Raw genomic sequence first — 15072 nt, forward strand, 5'->3', positions numbered from 1 at the left:
GTGGGTTAGGCCGCCTATCAATGTTGTGCAAGCGCCATTGCTGATGCGGCCATAACCCACCATTTTTGTCGCGTCACGGAGGATTTCGGCCGATTTGCCTTAGCGTGTTTTTTATCGCTACGAGCGGCCTAATTCACCCTACAATAGTGCTGGCTGCTACAATCGCCGTCTGAATTTTTTGCGGCGCGTGCCATGACTCTTGAAGAAGCCTTTGCCAACGATGGCCCGTTTTCTGTGGCTTTTCCCGGCTATAAACTGCGCCAGCCGCAGCTGGAAATGGCGCAGGCGGTGGCCAAGGCGATTGACGAGCACGGCCAGCTAATTGCCGAGGCGGGGACGGGGACGGGTAAAACCTTTGCCTATCTGGTTCCCGCGCTGTTATCGGGTGGTAAAACCATCGTTTCGACCGGCACTAAAACGCTGCAAGATCAGCTCTTTAAACGTGATATTCCCAGTGTGCGCGATGTGCTGAAAGTGCCGGTCACGGTGGCGCTGCTCAAAGGTCGTAGCAACTACGTTTGCCACTATCACCTGGAGCGCGCCGAACACGAAGGGCGCTTTATGCGCCGCGAGGATGTCGTCGATCTGCAAAAAGTGAAACGCTACGCGGCCAGCACGCAGTCGGGCGATAAGGCGCAATGTCAGGGCGTGCCGGAAGACGCGCCGATCTGGTCGCACGTGACCAGCACGCGTGATAATTGCCTCGGTCAGGATTGCCCCAGCCACAAAGAATGTTTCGTCCTCAAAGCGCGGCGCGAGGCGCAGGAAGCCGACGTCGTCGTCGTCAATCATCACCTGTTTTTTGCCGACGTCTGGCTGCGTGACGAAGGCGCGGGCGAGTTGCTACCCGCCTGTAATACGGTGATTTTTGACGAGGCGCACCAGCTGCCCGAAGTCGCCAGTCTATTTTTTGGCGACACGCTGACCAGCGGCCAGGTCGTCGAAATTGCGCGTGATGCGCGCGCCGAAGCGCTGGTGGTGGCGAAAGATTTTATCGAATTACCCAATGCGGCCGAAGCGCTGGAAAAAGCCGCCAAAGACGTGCGGCTGGTTTTTAAAGAACAGCTTCGCCTGCCGCAGCATGAACTCAAAGAGCGCTTTAGCGAGTTTTTCACTCAATTAGCGGTGATGCAGGACAAGCTCAAAACCGTCGCGCAATTGCTAGCCAAACAGGCCGAGCGCGCGGAAGGGCTGGAAAAATGCCAGCAACGCGCCAGTGAAATGTTGACGCTACTCGACCATTGGCTCGAAGAGGACAGCAAGGAAACGGTGCACTGGATCGACGTCACGCAGCATGGTTTCCTGTTGCATGTCACGCCGCTCAATATCGCCGATTTATTCCAGAAACAGATCAATATGAACCCGCGCGCGTGGGTTTTTGCCTCGGCCACGCTGGCGGTGAATAATCAATTTACGCATTTCCAGCACGAGCTCGGTCTATGGAAAGCCGAGACAGCGACCTGGGATAGCCCCTTCGATTACAAACAACAGGCAGTACTGTATGTGCCGCAAGACATGCCTGCGCCTAATACAGCGGGCTATACCCAGGCGGTGGTCGAAAAAGCGTGGCCATTATTGCAATCAACACAAGGCCATGCCTTCTTACTGTTTACCAGCTTAAAAGCGATGCGCGAGGCGCATGAGCTGGTGGTGGAAAAACTCAAAGAGGCCAATCTGGATTGGCCGGTGTTTTTGCAAGGCACAACCTCACGCACCGAATTACTCGATCAGTTTCGTCGCGCGCCGAACGCGATTCTGGTCGCCAGCCAGACTTTTTGGGAGGGTATCGACGTGCGCGGTGAACAATTATCGCTCGTCGTCATCGACAAGCTACCCTTTTCGCCACCGGACGATCCGGTACTGTCGGCCAGAATGGAGCAAATCACCAAGGCCGGGCGCAGCCCGTTTATGGATTACCAGCTGCCGAATGCGACGATTACGCTCAAGCAGGGCGCAGGGCGGCTGATTCGCGATGAAACCGATATTGGAATCTTGATGATTGCGGATACGCGATTGGTTGAGAAACAATACGGCAAAATGATTTGGCGCAGCCTGCCGCCGATGTTCCGCTCGCGCGAATTGGCCAATGTGCAGAAATTTTATGCCGTCAAGCAAGCGGAAAAACTGCAGCAGAGCAGCAGCGAGCAGGCCGCTGATGGCGGCACTGATTAATCAATCTGGATGTAGAACGTGGCGACCAAACCTCCCGCAAAGCGCAAACCCTCGGCAAACTCATCGGCTAAACCGGCTCCGTCAGCCTGGGGGCGGCTACTGGGCTTTGCCCTGCTGATTCTGACTGTGAGCGTGGCCGCGGCCGGATTCTGGTTTTACAGCTGGGCCAGCGAGCCACAAGCCAAACCTGCTGCGGGAGCCGTGGTGCTGCAAGCGGGCAGCGTGCAAGCTTTGGCGAATCAGCTTAAAGAGCAGGGCGCGATTGATTCGCCGACCTTGTTTGTCTGGCTAGCCCGCATTAGCGGCAAAGACACGCAGCTTAAAGCCGGGCGCTACCGCATTAGCGCCGATATATCGCCGTGGATTTTGTTGCGCAAGCTGGCCAAAGGCGACACCGACGAGTTGATGGTGACGATAGTCGAGGGCTGGAATTGGCGCGATGTGCGCCGTGCGCTGAATGCGCATCCGCAGTTGAAACACGATAGCGCCAAGCTCAGCGACGCCGAAATTCTGGCGCAGCTGGGGATTACGGCCAGCTCGCCCGAGGGGCTGTTTTTTCCGGAAACGTATCAGATCGAGGCGGGCAGCTCGGATCTGAAATTATTGGCGCGCGCGAATCGGCTGTTGCAGAAAAAGCTGGATGAAGCGTGGGCGGCACGCAAAGAAGGCTTGCCGCTGAAAGACCCGTACGAGGTGTTGATACTGGCGTCCTTGGTGGAAAAAGAAACCGGCCGCGCCAGTGACAGGCCGCTGGTGGCGGGCGTATTTATCAACCGGCTCAAGCTGGGAATGCGCCTGCAAACCGATCCGGCAGTGGTGTACGGTGTAGGCGAGGCGTTTGACGGCGATATCACCAAAGCCCATCTGCGCACCGATACGCCGTATAACACTTACACGCGCCATGGCCTAACACCAACGCCGATTGCCATGGTGGGCGAGGCTGCACTGCGCGCAGCGGTGCAGCCAGCAGATACCTCTGCCCTGTATTTCGTTGCACGCGGCGATGGATCTAGCCAATTTTCAAATACCCTCGATGAACATAATGCGGCCGTGAGGAAGTATTTGCGGCGCTAAAAGCTGGAACTGTTCACGAGTCAGAATGGCTGGTACTCATCAAATCGTAATATTTTTGACGATTTCCTGTCATATTCCGGCTTTAGAGTAGCGCTTTTTCACCGCCAAGGCATAAAGCGCATGTCCAAGTCTAATGATTTCAATGATGAAAACTCCAACCACTCGGCCAATCCGACGTTTGACACCATTCTGGAGCAGCGTTTAAACCGCCGTGGTTTTCTGGGAATGAGTTTGTCTGGTGCTGCGGTATTGGCCAGCACTGGTTTGGGTTTATCCGCCTGTTCGTCAGGTGAGAGCGTTAATAATTCGCTGACTACGCCAGCGCCATCTAGCAGCCCATCGCCCACGCCTGCAACGCCACTCAATCCGATTATGGCTAGCCTGGGCTTTGCCGCGGTGGCCAAGAGCACGCTGGACAAAGTAGTGATCCCTGCAGGATACACCTACCAGATTATCTACGCGCTGGGCGATCCGCTGACGGCCAACACCGCTGCGTTCAAAAATGACGGCACGGATGGTGACTTTGAAAACCGCGCTGGCGACCATCACGATGGTATGGAGTATTTTGGTCTCGATAGTGCTGGCAAGCCATCAGCAACCGGTTCAGATCGTGCCTTGCTGGCAATGAATCATGAAGCGACAACGGATGAGAACAAATCGTCATTCTTCCTGTTCGGCAATGGTGGCACCAGCACTCTGCCACGTCCAGCCGCTGAAGTGGACAAAGAAGTTGCAGTTCACGGTTTGTCGGTGGTTGAAATCAAAGCGAGCAATCGCAAATGGGCTACGGTACAAGCCTCAAGCTTCAACCGCCGTGTTACGCCATTGACCGAAGTAGAAATCGCCGGTCCTGCGCGCGGCAACGCCTTGCTCAAAACCAAATATTCGCCTGATGGGATAAAAACCCGTGGCACGATCAACAACTGCGGTACTGGCAAGTCGCCTTGGGGCACTTTCCTGTCGGGTGAGGAAAACTGGTCTGGCTATTTCTACCGCTTGGCCACCGATGATGCCGCACGCAATGACAAGAGCGTTGTGGCCATGAAACGTTATGGCCGCAATGCAGGTGCTGCATCGCGCCACGGTTGGGAAACGGGCGGCAGCGAAGACAAATACGCCCGCTGGAATATCAGCAAACTGGGTACATCAGCCGATGGCAGCGATGACTATCGCAACGAGATGAATGGTCAGGGCTATATCATCGAGATGGATGCCTACGATAAAGCCAAATCACTGAAAAAACGCACTGCACTGGGCCGCTTTGCCCATGAAAGCGCGGCATTTGGCCTGCCAGTGGTGGGTAAACCACTGACTGTGTACTTGGGCGATGACTCGCGCAATGAATACATGTACAAGTTTGTTTCTAAAGCGCTGTGGTCTGCTGCAGACGCCAATCCGGCTGACCGCATGGCGACCGGTGACAAATATCTGAACGAGGGCACGCTGTACGTGGCCAAATTCAACGCCGATGGCAGCGGTGAGTGGATCGAGTTGTCACTGAATAATCCACTGATCAAAAACTACACCGCGTACACTTTTGCCGATCAGGCTGATATTTGTGTCAACACCCGTCTGGCAGGCGATGCGGTGGGTGCCACGAAAATGGATCGCCCAGAGTGGGGCGGTGTGCATCCGGTGACAGGCGAGTACTACCAGACACTGACGAACAACAGCAACCGTAATATCAATGCCAGCGGTTCGTCACAATTGCTGCCAGACAGCGCCAATCCACGCGCTTATGCCGACGTTGATGGCAAAAAAGGCACGGGTAACCCGAACGGCCATATTCTGCGTACCAAAGAAGGCGCAACAGTCGGTGCATTCAGCTGGGATGTGTATGTGTTTGCCGCCGAAGCCGATGCCGACAAGGCCATGATCAATCTGTCTAACCTGACTGATGATCAGGATATGTCATCACCTGATGGCTTGGTGTTTAGCCCAAGTACTGGTATTTGCTGGATTCAGACCGATGACGGCGCCTATACCGACGTGACCAACTGCATGATGCTGGCCGCGATTCCTGGCAAAGTGGGCGATGGCGCAAATAAAACGCTCAGCTACACCAAAGCTGATGGCAGCAAGCTGGATGTGGCGACCAAAGTCGGTGCCGCACCTGCCGCAGACAAATTGAAACGCTTCCTAGTTGGTCCGAAAGATTGCGAGATCACGGGTTTCTGCGAAACACCAGACGGCAAGGCGATCTTTATCAATATCCAGCATCCGGGTGAAACGACCAAGATGGCCGATATTGCTGACCCGAGCAAGTACACTAGCCAGTGGCCAAGCAATGCCGGTTACGGGGCAGGCAAACGCCCGCGCTCGGCAACGATTGTGATCACCAAGGATGACGGTGGTCGTATTGGTTCCTGATTTGCGGTGATAGTAGGACAATAAAAAAAACCTCAAGCATGCTTGAGGTTTTTTTTATTGGGTATTGTCTTGAAGGCTTTGCTGTGTTTGCCCTATAAGGGTATACCCTTTGGTCTTTACTTGGAGAACTTGCTGATTGCCGCCTGGATTTCGGCAATGGCGCGTTCGATGTCTTCTTCGCTGATCGACGGCGTGGCGCTAGCGCCCAGCGCATCGACATGGGTGCTGATCGTGTTCTGATCAAGCTTGACGGTCGAGACAAAGCTGGGGTCTTCGGCCATATCGGCTTCATGCCAGTTAATGGCCAGTGCGGTCAGATTGTCACCAAATTTGCCGCCGCGCAATTCGGCTTTGTCGAGCAATTGGGGCACGGCAAACATCACCGGGAACGAGGTCAGAAAGTGGTTGATTTCATCATCCGCCAAAGAGCCCCACAGCCCGTCAGTACAGAGCATGACGCAATCGCCATCCTGCAGCATGACCCGTCCGCCGACATCAATATCCGGCATTAGCGTGCCGCCCAGGCAATTGTAGATTTTATTCTTTTCTGCGTGATGCAAGGCCTGCTCGGCGGTGATTACGCCGGATTCAACCAGCTTTTGCACCTTGGAGTGATCACGCGTTTGCGCGATGGTTTTGCCGTTGCGGATCAGGTAGAGGCGTGAATCGCCCACATGTGCCCAGTAGGCAATATCGTCCTGGATAATGCAGGCGACGACTGTGGTGCGCGGCACTTCCAGCAAATGCTGTGCAATGGCGTAGTTGTAAATGGCTTCATGGCAATTGAGCAGCGCATCGGCCAGAAATTGCGCCGGGCTATGGATAATTGGCGCAGCTTTCTTTTGAAACTGATCGCTTAGCAGCTCCACCGTGATCTGTGCGGCGACTTCGCCGTGCAAATGCCCACCCATGCCGTCGGCCACGACCAGCAGCAAGGCATCGCGGCTGTAGGAGTAGCCCACGCGATCCTGATTGTATTCACGGCCACCCTTGCGGCTATCCTGAAAAACGGTAAATTTCATTCTTCACCTTTGCGCTTGGGGCGGGTCATATCTTGCCATTTGCGTTTGATCGAATTGAGCAGATTGGATTTTTTATTCGGCGGCGAGCCCGGTTCAAGCAGGAGTTTCTGGATTTGTAATACGCTTTGCGGGCGCTGAGCCGGATCCACTGCGATGCACTGATGGATCAGATTGAGCAATTCGGGCGAATAGCGATCAGCGTACAGCGTTTCAAGGCGCTGAACTTTGTCTTCCTTTTCGCGCGAGTCCGAGGCCTGCGGTGCTGTACCGGCAATGCAGGCAAACATGGACGCGCCAACACCATAAATATCGGTCCAAGGCCCTAATTGATCTTTGCGCCGATATTGTTCTGGTGCGGCAAAGCCGGGCGTATACATGGGCGTTAGGCGTGCGTGTTCGGTGCTAAGTGTCTGGCGGGCCGAACCAAAATCAAGCAGTACAGGCGAGCCATCTTTGCGGATATAAATATTGGCCGGCTTGATATCGAGGTGCAGCAGCTTATTCAGGTGTACTTCACGCAGGCCGTTGAGCAGATTGTAAAAAACGCTACGGATCAGCTTTTCATCGACGCCTTCGCGCTCGTGGTTGAGCTGGATTTCTTTTTGCAAGGTACGCCCGCGCTCGTATTCCATCACCATATAGACGGTTTCGTTGGCGCGGAAAAAATTCAGTACCCGCACAATATTCGGGTGCTGAATTCGCGCCAGCGTTTTACCTTCTTCAAAGAAACACTTCAGCCCATGGCGAAACAGCGCGATGTTCTCTTCGCTGGTGGCCTGCACGGCAACGCCTTCTTTGCGCAGCGCGAGCGAATTGGGCAAATACTCCTTGATGGCGACCGGATAATCGTTCTCGTCGTGCGCCAAATAGACAATACTGAAGCCGCCAGCTGAGAGTAGCTTGGCAATCGTGTAATTTTGTAACTGGAATCCGCGCGAAAGCGGTTGATTGCTAGGGGTGGCCATGCGTGGCTTTCGTTATAATCGGAGTATCAGTGAATTGTGTGTCGCGACTTGGCAATTGTAAAGCGGCTTCTTACAAAGGATTTATATGATTTATAGCATGACTGGTTACGCCAGTAGTCAACGCGAATTGTCGCATGGTGTTCTGACCGTTGAGTTGCGCGCGGTCAACCATCGTTTTCTGGATCTAACCCTGCGTTTACCAGAGGATTTTCGTGCGCTCGAAGGCGCGGTTCGCGAAAAGCTCACCGGTCGTCTCAACCGTGGCAAGCTTGAATGCCGTGTCAGTTTCAATGCCAGAGAGGGTGCCGCAACCCAGTTGCGCCTAAACAACGCTTTGGTCGCCGAGCTGCTGCGGCTGGCCGATCAGGTGAAGGAGCATCAACTGCAGGCGGGTGATTTGCGCATGGGGGAAATCCTGCGCTGGCCCGGCGTGATCGAGTCAGATGCCTTGCCCACTGACCTTTTGCAGAGCACCGCGCTGGAAATTCTGGATGCCGCACTGGATGAGTTTCTGGCTTCCCGTGCCCGCGAAGGCGCCAAGCTGGGTGAAATCCTGCTGGCTCGCGCTGATGAAATGGAGCACATTCTGCTGGAGATCAAACCGCGCCTGCCGCAAATTATCGACGAGTACGAGACAAAATTAAAACAGCGCTTCATTGATGCGATTGGCACTGCCGATGATGATCGCATCCGTCAGGAACTAGTGCTGTTTGCGCAGAAAATCGACGTGCAGGAAGAAGTGGATCGTCTGCACACCCATATTGCCGAACTGCGCCGGATTGTGAAAACTGGCGGCAACGCGGGCAAACGCCTCGATTTCCTGATGCAGGAACTCAACCGTGAAGCCAATACCTTTGGCTCCAAATCCGTTTCGGTGGATACGACGAAAGTGGCGATGGCACTCAAAGTGCTGATCGAGCAGATGCGCGAGCAAATTCAGAACATTGAATGACGTTTCTACGCGTCTCGCTGCGTTCTCTGTAAAAGTGAAAAGCCCTATAAATACAGGGCTTTTTGTTTTTGTGCGTCTCTATGGATATTAGGTGGTCTCGCTGTTATAGTGTACCCAAGGTCGTACCCAATGCCGTATCCAACCCGATTGGGTACATTTATTGGGGGCGATATGGGTAAGCTGAATGATCTACTGATCAAGTCTTGGGTTAAGAAAGACGAGCGATTCCAGGGGCGTGCCGATGGCAATGGGCTGGTGCTGCGCTTTCGTAAAGGCGATGCTGTGCCTCAATGGTATTTCCGCTATGAATTTCAGGGCAATGATCGCAAGCTGAGTATTGGCAGCTATGGTGTCTTGTCGCTTGCTGAGGCACGTAAAGAGGCTATTCGCCTTATGGCCAAGGTTAAGCTTGGTCATGATGTCGCGGGAGAGAAACAAGCTCGTATCGTTGAAGCCGCAGCCAAGATCGAGGAAAAACGCCGTGATATTGATGTGGCGACGCTGGCTGATGACTATTACCAGTCCGAAGTCCTGCCCAACATCAAGACCCATTACATTCAAAAGCGCCAAATCGACAAAGATATTCGTCCAGCTATAGGCCGAATGAGTATCAAAGACGTAAAGCCTACGGATATCGTGGCTTTGCTCCAGCCGATTAAAGAGCGGGGCGCACCGACAATGGCCAACCGCGTTCTAATTCTGTGCAAGTGCTTATTCGGGTTTGCTGTGCGTCGTGGCTTGCTAGTAACAAACCCTGCGGTAGAGCTGCTGCCAATTGATGCGGGTGGCAAGCAGGAAGCGAGAACCCGAGCATTGACGCGTCCCGAGCTGTGTCAGCTTTTCAGTGCCATGAAGCAGGCCAAAGGGTTTAGTGTTCAAAATGACTTAACAATCCGGCTGCTGCTGATATTGGCGTGCCGCAAAATGGAATTGGCTGGTGCCAAGTGGGCAGAGTTCGATCTTGATGAGGCAGTCTGGCATTTGCCAGAGGAAAACAGCAAAACCGAGGTGGCGATTGATGTGCCGTTGCCGCCGATTGCCGTTGAGTATTTGCGAGAGTTAAAGCGGCTATCTGGTGCAAGCCCATATGTGCTGCCTGCGCGGCGCATGGGGGCGCGTAATTGCCCGCACATCAGCGAAAGCACACTGAATACCGCGCTGGGTAAGGTAAAGCGCTGTATGCCGGACGTGCCCGATTTTATTGTGCATGACTTGCGCCGCACGGCCAGAACCCAGCTTAGCGCTTTGGGTATTGCGCCGCATATTGCTGAGCGCTGCCTGAATCACAAGCTGGGCGGTGTGGCAGGTGTGTACGATACCCATGATTTCTTTGAAGAGCGCCGTGAGGCCCACAATAAGCTGGCAGCATTGATGCATGATCTAGAGTTTGGCAAAGGTAATGTGATCGATCTGAAGAACAAAAAGCCAGCTAAAACCAAAGCTGCATAAACTGAGTAGTATTGCGGCGCTACCTTCAATTGCCGCCATGTAGTGTGAACAACTGAGGTAATAATCATGACCCAAGCACAACGATTGATTGAGTTGGCAAACACGCTGCCCGAGGCAGCTTTGGCCGAGGTGGTGGACTTTGCTGAGTTTGTGGCACAGAAACAAGCCCGAGCTACAGCAGTTGAGCCGCTTGAACACCTGATTGGCAGCTTGAAAGAAGATCCTGCATTTGCAAATTGCGATCCACTGGCAGTGCAGAACGAAATGCGCAATGAGTGGGTGCGCTAATGCTGCTCGATACCAATATCATCATCGGACTATTGGCGGGCACGGAAGCTGCCGTTGCGTCTTTTCGTACCAAGAATGTGCCATTGGCCAGATGTAGCGTGTCGGTAATTACGCGCATTGAGGTATTGAGCTGGCAGGGTATGACGCCTGAGGCCGATACCAAGGCCAGAGCTTTGCTGGCTGGCCTGCGTGTATTGCCAATTATTGAAGAGATTGAGGTTGCGACCATCGCGCTACGCCGTAGCCGCAAGGTGAAATTGCCAGATGCGTTGATTGCTGCCACGGCACAGGCTCATGGCCTGCAATTGCTCACGTTAGATCAAGGATTGCTTTCGGTATTTAACGACAGCAACTAATCGAGTTTGCCGCGCCTAGATCGGCCAATCGAAAACGGGCTCCCTTACCCGCTGGCGCGGTGATCATTATTTCCAAGGGAATAACGCTCAAGGGCGCGTAATGTCGGTAAAAAAAGAAGCTGAAAATAGCTCGTTGAAGAAAGTTAAAACTCTGTGCGAGGCAAAGCAGATCTTATCTTGGTTCGATAATCATCACTATGAACGAAAAATTATTAATTTCAGTCTTAAAGATTGGCTTAGTGAATTTGAGTACCGTTCACATTGGCGTTACTTTCTGGGTGATGCCTCACAAAATCGTTTGAATGAAGAGCAAATGCTCTTATATGCACGCCATATTGCGAAAATTGGAAGCCAAAGTCTTGGCCCTGAAAAGGCAGATATTGAGTGCCGGATAGAGCCGCACGAGTTTAGTTATTCTCCAGTACGTAGTATCAAGCCTAGCCATTTGGCCGCACATGCAGGAGACGTATTTTTCTCGGAGCTAGTATCTTCGCTAAAAATTGATGCAGTCGATTTTCTAGCTGGTGGGATGGATAGCACGGAACTGGAAGTGTTTGACCATATACCTGTGCATTTAATTAATAAAAATCGCTACCCCGATATTGTTGAGGCCAGTAATGGTGAGATCTTGGCATCCATTGATATTCTCGCGCCAGACGAGATCATTATTGATGGGATCAAAGAATGGTTAAAGCAGGTTCGCAAAGACTTTGCTATTGCAGCGCCAGAAAAAGGGAGTTTTGGCGACAAAGATATGAAAAAATGGCGCGAATTTAGAGTTTTGCAGTATATCGATATAACGCTGTTTGCTCAGCTTTCAAACCTTGAGCTGACTCAATATCAAATAGGCGAAATATTATTCCATGATGAACTCTGTCCTGCTCCCGAGCGAGTTCGTAAAACAGTAAAGCCAGAAGCAGATCGAATGTTAGATCGACATAGTTTGGCACGGTTCTCTTTGCAACTGGCATATGAAACATAACGAATCAAGAATAGCGATATATTTTTACTAAGCATTTGTAAAGGCATGATTTTTTGAAAAAACTATGCCGGTACACTTTTGTCGCATACCCATGACTTCCAGTAAAGGTAGGTGACTTTTATATTTTTGACTCCACCCGTTTAATAGGATCGGAGTCATGTCCAAATTAGATCAGAAATTACAGCCCGTGCGTGCGGGCGTGCAGTCACCAACACCACCAATTGCACAGATTGCCAAGCCAACTTACGGCGCTTTGCCTGCCACGGGTTATGTGCGCGAGGCTAAGCTGATTGGCGAAGAGATCTTGCCCTTTTCACGAGCCCAGCTATGGAAAATGGTGAAGGCTGGTAAGTTTCCCGCCCCAGTCAAATTCTCTCCTCAAGTCACAGCTTGGAAAGTTGAGCTAGTGCGCGAATGGCTTGATGCCCGTGGGGTGCAACAATGAACAAAGCCGCCTCACTGAATCAACAGCAAGACGGCTTTGGCGCTCCTGCAAGAGCTGGTGCTGATGTTAAGTCACCGGTTAAACCAAAGCAATCACCTCGAAAAACGGCCATTACTCAAAACCACCTTATTCCGTTTGCGCTGGGAAACATTGAAGCTTTTTCCTGCGAAGATGATTTTTGGGTTTCCGTTCGCCATTTGTGCGCAGTATTCGGGATTGCCTTTGCTTCACAGCATCGAAAGCTCAGCAGTAATCCCCGCTGGAGGTGTCACCTTATGATAGCGCGCGATAGCCAAGGCCGTTCACAAGAAATGCTGACCTTGCCACTTAATCAAATTCCCGCATTTCTAAATTCGATTGAGCCAAACCGCGTCAAGCCCGAAGTTCGTCAATCTTTGTTGGCTTATCAAGACGAATGCACAACGGCGCTCTTCTCGTACTGGACCACGGGCAGAGCCGAGCAGCAAAGTGCTGCAGCTCAGATGCAATTGCAAGTGGCAGACACGTTGGCTGTCTTTAAAGAGGAATATTGCGCCATTTACGGCAAGCCTGCTGGTGCTGTGCCTCACCCTGGGATGTACGCCAAGATTCAAGCCACATTAAACCGTGCTGTATTTGGCGTCGATAAATTGCCCGATCTGCCACGCAAGAGTTTGCCAAAGCTTGCACTAGAACGGCTATGTGCAGCTGCTCGTATGCTACGCCGAGCATTTATTCGTGGACAAAGACTGGCCGACGCCTGCAAGCAGGTTAGCGATGCTTTTCCAGCCCCTGTGTTGAACGTTGAAATTACCGTGGGGTTGGCAAAATGATAACTGCTTTTTCTGAGCCTAAATTTTTTGATGTTTCGGCACTCGTACCTGTTGATGCTAATGTGCAGGCACAAACCTGTTGTGGTTCAATGATTTCGGACACCAACTTAGGTGGTAATCTCGCCACCATTAACGAGGTGTTTCATGAGCAAAGTTCGCAGGACATTTACCCCGGAATTTAAAGCCGAAGCCGCCAGTCTGGTCGTCGATCAAGGCCACACGGTGTCACAAGCCAGTAAGGCGATGAACGTCGGCGAGAACATACTGCGTCGCTGGATTAAGCAGCTGAAACAGGAAAGACAGGGCATCACGCCGCAGGCCAGAGCACTCACGCCAGACCAGCGTCGCATTCAGGAGCTCGAAGCGCGCATTGATCGGCTGGAACGGGAGAAAGCCCTGTTAAAAAAAGCCACAGCTCTCTTAATGGCGGACGAACTCAATCGTACGCGCTGGTAGACCAATTAAGTGAGCATGAACCCGTAGAAATGGTCTGCAGCACCTTCGGTATTTGCCGTTCCAGTTATTACCATTACCGGCATCGACGCCAGCATATTGATCGTGAACGGATCGAGTTGCGCGCCAAAGTACGCAATCTGTTTAAGCAAAGTCGAAATGCGGCAGGTAGCCGCAGTCTAGTCTGGATGCTGGCGGTACGAAGGCATTACGGCTGGCCGATATAAAGTGCGCCAGCTCATGCGAGAAGCCGATTTGCAGTGCAAACAGCCAGGCGCGCATCGCTACAAAGTCCACAAAGATGAACGTCCAGACATTCCGCACTTATTGCAGAGGGCGTTTAATCCGGAGCAACCGAATCAGGTCTGGTGTGGCGATATCACCTATATTTGGGCGGGTAATCGCTGGATTTATCTGGCTGTGGTGCTGGATTTGTTTGCCCGTTGCGTGGTGGGCTGGGCGCTTAGTGAGCACCCGGATGCCGAGGTAGTCAGCCGTGCGTTAGATCATGCCTGGCAACAGCGTGGCCAGCCACTGGGAGTGATATTTCACTCGGATCAGGGTAGCCAATATGGCAGTCGGTTGTTTAGGCAACGGATATGGCGCTACCAGATGCAGCAAAGCATGAGTCGGCGCGGGTGCTGTTGGGATAATGCGCCGATGGAGCGGCTATTTCGCAGTCTTAAAACAGAATGGATACCAAAGCCTGGGTATGAATCTGCAGAAGAAGCCAAGCTGGATATTGGCGTTTACCTGATGGCGTATTACAACTGGCAGCGGCCACACACCGCCAATGGCGGGCTAGCCCCTGCTATTAAGGAAAGACAACTTAATTTACTGTCCGAGAATTGTTGACCACAACATCGAAGAGTCCCCAACAAGAAGAGCTGAAATCATAAAGGCTGAAACGATCTCTTCCACCCATGACAAATGCTTGGATGGCCTGAGTTGCCGACGTTTTCCCGCTGTTATTCGATCCTACAAATATTGATATGTCGTTAGCTAACTCAATATGAGCGTCCTGCAGGCGTCGAAAATTTTTTAGGCGATACGAGTGAAGATGCATGAAACCCCCCGTTTTTTTATGGTTTCTAGTGGGCTGAATTCGTTAATTGATGACGAAGCGTTTTTTTTCTTGCCAATGTAATCAGATAGTCGAAAGTAGCCATTCATATAAGCAAATAATAAGCGAAATGCGTTACTACGTCTCCGCTTCGCTTACTGTCGTGGCTGTAATGGCCAACAGATTTCGGCCATCGACTAAGAAGTTTTAGTGTCAGCTAAGACCGATGTGCCGACGCAGACGATTGAAAACGAGAGGCCGTTAACTATCAAATTGCGGCCTTCAATATTCTTAAGTGGGCTAGTACTTTGGCTGATAAGCAGCTGCATAGACGGGTAAATCACTCAATCAAAGTGAGTTGCAATTCAAGTTTGGGTTTAGCTAAATTGGTAGCTGGTTGGCGACGTTCGCTGTGTGTGGCTGGATCAATTGAATAAAATTCAGCAGCATCAAAAGCGATCGCTTTGAGGGGGCGCGTAATGCCCCTCTTTATTTGGTTTTACACTACGCAGAATGTCTGGGTTTTTATTACCTTCAGACTGCTTTTCTGTTTGAATTCGTAGCAGGGATAGCTATTTACTATGAGCGCACTTAGTTTAGGTGCGAGCTGGTGCGAGGTTCGCACCATAGATCGATTTAGCCGACACTTTTACCGGGTTTGCAGGTCAG

13 protein-coding genes and 1 pseudogene are annotated in these 15072 nt (G+C 52.1%); 11 read left to right on the top strand and 3 right to left on the bottom strand.

From position 1 onward, the window contains the following. Positions 1-192 precede the first annotated feature (192 nt). From ABHF33_RS11730 to ABHF33_RS11740, 3 genes are all read left to right on the top strand, one after another. The gene (locus ABHF33_RS11730; protein WP_348944136.1) at positions 193-2172 is read left to right on the top strand and encodes an ATP-dependent DNA helicase; all 1980 of its coding nucleotides are present in this window, start codon (positions 193-195) and stop codon (positions 2170-2172) included. Positions 2173-2190: 18 nt separating this feature from the next. Continuing rightward, positions 2191-3246: an endolytic transglycosylase MltG gene (mltG, locus tag ABHF33_RS11735; protein ID WP_348944137.1), complete on the top strand. Its 1056-nt coding sequence runs from the start codon at positions 2191-2193 to the stop codon at positions 3244-3246. A gap of 120 nt (positions 3247-3366) precedes the next feature. Beyond that, entirely contained in the window at positions 3367-5616 is a 2250-nt protein-coding gene (locus ABHF33_RS11740) for a PhoX family protein (RefSeq protein WP_348944138.1), read from the top strand. Between the two features lie 116 nt (positions 5617-5732). Here the strand turns inward: ABHF33_RS11740 and ABHF33_RS11745 are convergent, their stop codons facing one another. Together ABHF33_RS11745 and ABHF33_RS11750 are read right to left on the bottom strand one after the other, a co-directional pair. Next, a complete protein-coding gene (locus ABHF33_RS11745) occupies positions 5733-6638 on the bottom strand; it encodes a PP2C family protein-serine/threonine phosphatase (protein ID WP_348944139.1) in 906 nt (301 codons plus the stop codon). After that, positions 6635-7603, bottom strand: coding sequence for a serine/threonine protein kinase (locus ABHF33_RS11750; RefSeq protein ID WP_348944140.1), 969 nt, complete (start codon positions 7601-7603; stop codon positions 6635-6637). The genes ABHF33_RS11745 and ABHF33_RS11750 overlap by 4 nt, the downstream gene beginning before the upstream one ends. A 97-nt stretch (positions 7604-7700) precedes the next feature. Between ABHF33_RS11750 and ABHF33_RS11755 the strand changes: the two genes are divergently transcribed. The 8 genes and pseudogenes from ABHF33_RS11755 (at position 7701) to ABHF33_RS11790 (ending at position 14195) form a co-directional block, all read left to right on the top strand. Continuing rightward, the gene (locus tag ABHF33_RS11755) at positions 7701-8555 is read left to right on the top strand and encodes a YicC/YloC family endoribonuclease (protein WP_348944141.1); all 855 of its coding nucleotides are present in this window, start codon (positions 7701-7703) and stop codon (positions 8553-8555) included. A gap of 171 nt (positions 8556-8726) precedes the next feature. Beyond that, entirely contained in the window at positions 8727-10004 is a 1278-nt protein-coding gene (locus ABHF33_RS11760; protein WP_348944142.1) for a tyrosine-type recombinase/integrase, read from the top strand. Between the two features lie 66 nt (positions 10005-10070). Next, positions 10071-10292 (top strand): DUF2281 domain-containing protein, encoded by a 222-nt coding sequence (locus tag ABHF33_RS11765; protein WP_348944143.1) that lies wholly within the window; start codon positions 10071-10073, stop codon positions 10290-10292. Continuing rightward, positions 10292-10648, top strand: coding sequence for a type II toxin-antitoxin system VapC family toxin (locus tag ABHF33_RS11770; protein ID WP_348944144.1), 357 nt, complete (start codon positions 10292-10294; stop codon positions 10646-10648). The genes ABHF33_RS11765 and ABHF33_RS11770 overlap by 1 nt, the downstream gene beginning before the upstream one ends. A gap of 100 nt (positions 10649-10748) precedes the next feature. Then, positions 10749-11630, top strand: coding sequence for a DUF6387 family protein (locus ABHF33_RS11775; RefSeq protein WP_348944145.1), 882 nt, complete (start codon positions 10749-10751; stop codon positions 11628-11630). Between the two features lie 157 nt (positions 11631-11787). Next, complete coding sequence (locus ABHF33_RS11780) at positions 11788-12075, top strand: helix-turn-helix transcriptional regulator (RefSeq protein WP_348944146.1); 288 nt, start codon at positions 11788-11790, stop codon at positions 12073-12075. Beyond that, the gene (locus ABHF33_RS11785) at positions 12072-12887 is read left to right on the top strand and encodes a phage antirepressor N-terminal domain-containing protein (RefSeq protein WP_348944147.1); all 816 of its coding nucleotides are present in this window, start codon (positions 12072-12074) and stop codon (positions 12885-12887) included. The genes ABHF33_RS11780 and ABHF33_RS11785 overlap by 4 nt, the downstream gene beginning before the upstream one ends. Before the next feature lie 144 nt (positions 12888-13031). Then, positions 13032-14195, top strand: a pseudogene (locus ABHF33_RS11790) (IS3 family transposase). Here the strand turns inward: ABHF33_RS11790 and ABHF33_RS17035 are convergent. Beyond that, positions 14170-14406, bottom strand: a complete 237-nt coding sequence (locus ABHF33_RS17035; RefSeq protein WP_432803936.1) for an AAA family ATPase — start codon at positions 14404-14406, stop codon at positions 14170-14172. The pseudogene ABHF33_RS11790 and the gene ABHF33_RS17035 overlap by 26 nt on opposite strands. Positions 14407-15072: the final 666 nt, after the last annotated feature.

It is taken from the genome of Chitinibacter sp. FCG-7, assembly GCF_040047665.1.
GTDB classification, from domain to species: Bacteria; Pseudomonadota; Gammaproteobacteria; order Burkholderiales; family Chitinibacteraceae; genus Chitinibacter; species Chitinibacter mangrovi.

What these genes read in the sequence shown, in the direction of transcription:
- ABHF33_RS11765 (WP_348944143.1), top strand. Translation starts at nt 10,071, where the DNA reads ATGACCCAAGCACAACGATTGATTGAGTTGGCAAACACGCTGCCCGAG.
- ABHF33_RS11770 (WP_348944144.1), top strand. Translation starts at nt 10,292, where the DNA reads ATGCTGCTCGATACCAATATCATCATCGGACTATTGGCGGGCACGGAA.
- ABHF33_RS11750 (WP_348944140.1), bottom strand. Translation starts at nt 7,603, where the DNA reads ATGGCCACCCCTAGCAATCAACCGCTTTCGCGCGGATTCCAGTTACAA.
- ABHF33_RS11785 (WP_348944147.1), top strand. Translation starts at nt 12,072, where the DNA reads ATGAACAAAGCCGCCTCACTGAATCAACAGCAAGACGGCTTTGGCGCT.
- ABHF33_RS11730 (WP_348944136.1), top strand. Translation starts at nt 193, where the DNA reads ATGACTCTTGAAGAAGCCTTTGCCAACGATGGCCCGTTTTCTGTGGCT.
- ABHF33_RS11780 (WP_348944146.1), top strand. Translation starts at nt 11,788, where the DNA reads ATGTCCAAATTAGATCAGAAATTACAGCCCGTGCGTGCGGGCGTGCAG.
- ABHF33_RS11745 (WP_348944139.1), bottom strand. Translation starts at nt 6,638, where the DNA reads ATGAAATTTACCGTTTTTCAGGATAGCCGCAAGGGTGGCCGTGAATAC.
- ABHF33_RS11775 (WP_348944145.1), top strand. Translation starts at nt 10,749, where the DNA reads ATGTCGGTAAAAAAAGAAGCTGAAAATAGCTCGTTGAAGAAAGTTAAA.
- ABHF33_RS11760 (WP_348944142.1), top strand. Translation starts at nt 8,727, where the DNA reads ATGGGTAAGCTGAATGATCTACTGATCAAGTCTTGGGTTAAGAAAGAC.
- ABHF33_RS11740 (WP_348944138.1), top strand. Translation starts at nt 3,367, where the DNA reads ATGTCCAAGTCTAATGATTTCAATGATGAAAACTCCAACCACTCGGCC.
- ABHF33_RS11755 (WP_348944141.1), top strand. Translation starts at nt 7,701, where the DNA reads ATGACTGGTTACGCCAGTAGTCAACGCGAATTGTCGCATGGTGTTCTG.
- ABHF33_RS17035 (WP_432803936.1), bottom strand. Translation starts at nt 14,406, where the DNA reads ATGCATCTTCACTCGTATCGCCTAAAAAATTTTCGACGCCTGCAGGAC.